At 35.3% G+C, this 5114-nt stretch carries 6 protein-coding genes; 1 reads left to right on the forward strand and 5 read right to left on the reverse strand.

The window, feature by feature from the left end; translation table 11 throughout:
- A partial coding sequence (locus F6K54_RS39915; RefSeq protein ID WP_293089874.1) for an AAA-like domain-containing protein occupies nucleotides 1–282 on the reverse strand: 282 nt, incomplete at its 3' end.
- A 59-nt stretch (nucleotides 283–341) separates the two neighbouring features.
- Between F6K54_RS39915 and F6K54_RS39920 the strand changes: the two genes are divergently transcribed.
- Nucleotides 342–473 carry a UPF0175 family protein gene (locus F6K54_RS39920; RefSeq protein ID WP_293089875.1) on the forward strand — a complete coding sequence of 44 codons (132 nt, stop codon included), beginning with the start codon at nucleotides 342–344 and terminating at the stop codon, nucleotides 471–473.
- A 697-nt stretch (nucleotides 474–1170) separates the two neighbouring features.
- Here the strand turns inward: F6K54_RS39920 and F6K54_RS39925 are convergent.
- The 4 genes from F6K54_RS39925 to F6K54_RS39940 form a co-directional block, all read right to left on the reverse strand.
- The gene (locus tag F6K54_RS39925; RefSeq protein WP_293089877.1) at nucleotides 1171–3120 is read right to left on the reverse strand and encodes an AAA-like domain-containing protein; all 1950 of its coding nucleotides are present in this window, start codon (nucleotides 3118–3120) and stop codon (nucleotides 1171–1173) included.
- Nucleotides 3121–3703: 583 nt separating this feature from the next.
- Entirely contained in the window at nucleotides 3704–3844 is a 141-nt protein-coding gene (locus F6K54_RS39930; RefSeq protein ID WP_366558383.1) for a zinc ribbon domain-containing protein, read from the reverse strand.
- 4 nt (nucleotides 3845–3848) lie between these two features.
- Nucleotides 3849–4286: an RNA-guided endonuclease TnpB family protein gene (locus F6K54_RS39935; protein WP_293089878.1), complete on the reverse strand. Its 438-nt coding sequence runs from the start codon at nucleotides 4284–4286 to the stop codon at nucleotides 3849–3851.
- A 226-nt stretch (nucleotides 4287–4512) separates the two neighbouring features.
- A complete protein-coding gene (locus F6K54_RS39940; protein ID WP_293089880.1) occupies nucleotides 4513–5040 on the reverse strand; it encodes a DUF4330 domain-containing protein in 528 nt (175 codons plus the stop codon).
- Nucleotides 5041–5114: the final 74 nt, after the last annotated feature.

Here is a 5114-nt window from a genome sequence, read left to right on the forward strand (position 1 = left end):
AGTCAAAATAGTATCAATAATACTGGCATACCATTCTGAAGGGGTAATATCATGGGTGCCAATTTCTGTCATATCAATACTGACACAGGCAATATTTTCCTGTTGTAAACGTTGCATGGTTTTGACCCGCAAGCTAGATTTTCCCATTTGTCGGGAGTTTAATACATAGCAAAATTCTCCATTTTTCAAACCTTGATATAAGTCTTCATCAGCTTGTCTTTTGACATAAGTTGTGGCGTGAAGTGGGAGACTACCACCGATATAATATTCATAGTTATTCATAGTTAATATAATTAAAACTGATATATGATAGACTAGGGCAAGTATGAAAAATTCTAAATATGAGTCTTGTTATATCAAAGGAAATATTAGAAAAAATTGAGATATCGGAAGGGCAACTACAGATAGAAATAGTAGTTATGTTATTTCAGCAGGAACGTTTTACCCTTGCACAAGCTGCTCGTTTTGCTTAAATTAAGTAAGCATTCAGCTATTAGCTGTCAGCTATCAGCAACAAGACTCTCTCTTATGGGACAGTGTTTAAATTAACAACTGACTTTAAGGACAAGGGAGGCAACTTTTGTAGTAAGAAAATTAAATATTGCTTTTATCCTAAACTAAAAGCAATAGCTGAAGTCCGCAGTTCCTCCGGAGGAGGCTAGCTGACGGCTGAATGCTTACTAAATTAACCAGTTAGCATTTCAAAAGTTACTTGCCGATCCTCATATTCCTTTGCATTACCGAATTATTAATTATTAATAATTAATTATTAAATAATTCGCGCCTTGAAGCCTTCCCTTTTAAGGGGAAAAAAGCGGTTGAGGGATGGCGAGATCCCCTCGCCATATCCAATCAACCAAGAGAAGAAATAATATCTCCTGATATTCAATTCCGTAACGGTTTTAACCAGAGGTAATTATCAATTATCCATTATCCATTAATGAAAGCGCGACATAGGAAAATGATAGTAGTCAGTGACACATCAGCTATTAGTAATTTAGCTACAGTTGGGCAACTAGACTTACTTAAAGAAATAGACATCTCCTATAAAGTATTTTAATTGCCCTTATTATTCGTAAAATTCTTTATTCACCCTTGGTATAAGAGCATGAAATAAACAATTTCATCCCACTATTCCCTATTCCCTATTCCCTGATTTATGCAAGAAGTCTAAACATGAACTCGGAAATATTCTCGATATAAACCACACAAAGGCAGAACAGCATTTCCCCGAAATTTAACTAATCCCATACTGCGTAATTTAAACCCTTCAATTGTACCAATTTCCACAGGAGTTTCTGCATTAACAACTTTGGTAATTGCTGTCCGCAAATTTTCATCTTTTTGCAAGTTCAACAAATGTCTATGCAAGTGATTATAATAAGGTCCCTCATCGGTTGGAGCCAGTTCTAAAAGTCGTTCTAAAGTCATTTTTCTGTTAGCAATTTCATAGAGTGCTAGACGTACTAAATAAGGATGCCCTCCTAATATTTCCATTAGTCTTTCTATTTGTTCATTAGACCAGATTAAGCCATGTCTTTGTACTAAATCTTTTACCTGTTCTAAGTTAAATTCTGGTAACTCAATTCCTAACCCCACATTGAAAGGAGATTGATGAATATTCAGAGGAATATAAACCTCCTTAGAGTGAACAATTATTAATCGTAATCTTTGCCAATCAGGATGATTTTTACCTTGTTCTTGCCAAGCTCTTAATAAGGAAAAAAATTGTGTTGCTAAATCAGGATTTTGGAAAACTTGATCGACTTCATCTAACCCTAAAACTATCGGTTTATTAATTTCAGTTAACAGATATTTCTCAAAATATTTAGTGCATCGCTTTTTGACTCCTAAAACTTTTTTCCAATATTTCTCTAACTTTTCCTCTAAATCCAATTCATCACTAACATTCGCACAAAACCACTGCAAGAATTGGTCTAAATTTTCTAGAAATTCTGCATCTATAGTTCGAAAATCTAAATAAACTGTCCGACAACCTTGCTGACTAGCATAATCTAAAATTCGTGACAATAAAGAACTTTTTCCCATTTGTCGAGGAGCTTTAATTCTAATTAAAGCATTGAGTTTGACAATGGCTTGAAAACATTCTGATTCAATAGGCGATCGCTCGATATAAAAGTGAGAACTTAAAGGAACTTGACCTGAAGGTGTTTCTAATTGTTGTTCGGAATCCTGAACAATATTATCACTACTAATATTACTAATAATTGGAGGGTCTATTTTAATAGTTTCTGCCTGTTCTTGCTGATGTATTAATGATTCTAAGTTTTGTCTGACATTCAATAATTCTTCCAAAGCAACTTTAGCATCTGAGTAGCGTTGATGCCAGTTAACTTTTACCATTTTTATTAATATATTGGACAGGTCATTATTAATACCAGAAAGTAGAGTTTCACATTCTATTTCTCCAGAAGTATTATGGGGAAAATGTTGAGGATATTGTTTGACTAAAGCTTGAATAGCAGTTACTCCAACTGAATAGATATCGCTAGCAAATTGAGGTCTACCTTGTAGTTGTTCCACAGGTATATAACCAGGAGTTCCAATAGTAATAGTGCTAGTAGGTTGCCCATCATCACCAACTACTATTGTCCTGACTTCTTTCACAGCTCCAAAGTCAATTAATACTAATTTTCTATCACTTTTGCGCCTCATAATATTGCCAGGCTTAATATCGCGATGAATCACATTATTATCGTGAACAAAAATTAGTAACTCCAGAATTTCTGCTAAAAATTCTATGACCTTAGATTCACTCAAACCGTGATTTATTTCTTTAGTTAAGTCTTCACCTTCTATAAGTTCTTGAACTAGATAAAATTCATGGTCATATTCAAAATAAGCATATAAAGTTGGGATTTGAGGATGGCTACTTAATTTATTTAAAGTTCGGCCTTCTTGCTCAAATAGCCTCTGAACTTCTAAACTTTTTTGTGTCGGTTTTAGCCTCTTAACAACACATTTTGGCTTAGGGATTTCCGGTATATCTAAATCTTCTGCAAGATAAGTTTCACCAAATCCACCACCTATGCCTAATTTTTCAATAATTTGATAACGTTGACGTAGAATTTTTCCTATAAGAAAATTTTTTTCAGACATGAGTAACTAATACTTTTATAGCAGGGAACAGGGAACAGGGAATAGGGAACAGTAGGAAAAGCATTTCTCTGTCTAAGGTTCATCAGCAGTCTATGTCCTAACCAGCTCATTCTTTGCTTTATCAAAATTTTAATTATTTCAAGAAGACAGAGGGAATACAGCAGAAACCTTCTGCCTTCTGCCCTCTGCCTTCCCCCGATCGGTAAATTACTTTTAGAAAAAATATACTTAAAACGAGTAATTGTATCCATCTTGTCTATGGACAGATTGGATATGTTTTCGAGATACAGACAAAATTTTATCCCCATCTCGGATATCAAAGTTGCCTCTGTTTCTCACAGTTTTAATCCTCACTCCTTTTAAACCAGCATTTTTGCCTTTGACTACATTGATAATATCCGTTCTTAGAAACCTATGATTATCTATATAAATCTATGATTTTCTATAAATAATCTGTTCTATTCTTGCTTCAACCTGGCAACGTCGGCGCCTGTCCAGTCCACAAGCTGATACGGACGAATTGCCTGCCATAGCTAGATTTAAGCTAGCATTTCCTACGGAATGCTGCGCAAACAAATCTCGTTCACGCTAGCGTTGCGGAGCAATCGCAACTGAAACCACAGTGTTTACAATCGAAAACCCTCTCTGACAAAGACAGAGACTCTTTAACCTGACCACAATTAGAGCAAGTTTTAGAGCTAGGAAACCATCTATCAACGATGATTAACTCAGCAACCTAATAACTCACACTTGTACCCTAGTTGTCTTCTGAATTCGTAAAAACCCATATCGGCGACAGCTTTAGCTAACTTATGATTAGCCATCATACCTGATACATTTAAGTCTTCTATTACTATCTGGCTGTGGTTTTTAGTCAAATAAGTAGTCAGTTTATGCAATGTATCTTTCCTGATATTAGCTATCCTGTTGTACAGCCTGGCTATCTTGAGTTGAGCTTTTTTCCAATTAGATGAAAACTTAGTTTTATGTCGGTTCAGATATTGCAACCGAGAAAGTTTTGCTTCTAACTTTCTATAAGACTTAGCACCAACAAAAATCTCACCAGTGGATAAGGTGGCTAAAGACCTCGCCATGGCTGGTTTGCATGGTGCTAGGGGCTTTTTCTTCCCATCAAGTACGAATACATAATTAGTTGAATTGGACATTATTGCGTCCTCCTACTCTCGTGTTAAGTTGGCCTTTCCCAGTTATTTAGGCTTTTTACGTTCGGCACACTAACTTTTCAAATCTCTTTGTCTGTTTAATGCCGAACAATAGAGGTTGAAACTGGCGGAGCATCCCGACGTATTGTGACTCAAATAACGTTTACTTGAACAAAGTGGGCTGGACTAACCATTTAAACACAAATAAGGGTTTTAGTCAGATTTGTGGTTAGTTTTTTACTCTCACATCAATCACACTAGCATTAAAATTATAATCCGCACCCTCCAACTCAATTGTCATACCAATTTTTATTTTAATATTTCCCAATACAGGACCATCATCAGTCACTCTACCTTTACCTTCCAATGTTAACAAAAGATTCCGACTAAAAAGTTCTTTATCTCTAGGATCGGGTAAAGCTTTGACCGAGCCATCGGGCTGAGGAACTGCCACTTTTCGAGTCAAAAATTCCACAGATTTTAGATCAACTTTTCCATAAGGTTGATTTCTAATAATTAATTGAGTTTTTTCTCCTTCCCTTAATAATTTTTCAGGGTTGCGCCCTTTTAAACCTAAAGCAATAGCATCTACTTCCATTGGTTTAGTAATAATATTACCCACTTGAGCAACAGAAGTTTTATTAGTACCAGGAAAGATAAATATTCCTAGTAATACCATTAAAATTATTAACACAGCGCCCACATCTAAGACACTGACTTTACCAAATAATCGTCCTTGAGAATCCAGAATTTTCATAATTTCATCAACTAATAATTACAAGTGATATTGGGTATCATTTATTGCCATTCTTTTGTCGGTAACCAGGATGA

This window comes from Okeania sp. SIO3B5 (assembly GCF_010692555.1).
Taxonomy (GTDB): domain Bacteria; phylum Cyanobacteriota; class Cyanobacteriia; order Cyanobacteriales; family Microcoleaceae; genus Okeania.

Excerpts from the sequence above, each read along its gene's own strand:
- F6K54_RS39925 (WP_293089877.1), bottom strand. The coding sequence starts at position 3,120 with ATGTCTGAAAAAAATTTTCTTATAGGAAAAATTCTACGTCAACGTTAT.
- F6K54_RS39935 (WP_293089878.1), bottom strand. The coding sequence starts at position 4,286 with ATGTCCAATTCAACTAATTATGTATTCGTACTTGATGGGAAGAAAAAG.
- F6K54_RS39920 (WP_293089875.1), top strand. The coding sequence starts at position 342 with ATGAGTCTTGTTATATCAAAGGAAATATTAGAAAAAATTGAGATATCG.
- F6K54_RS39940 (WP_293089880.1), bottom strand. The coding sequence starts at position 5,040 with ATGAAAATTCTGGATTCTCAAGGACGATTATTTGGTAAAGTCAGTGTC.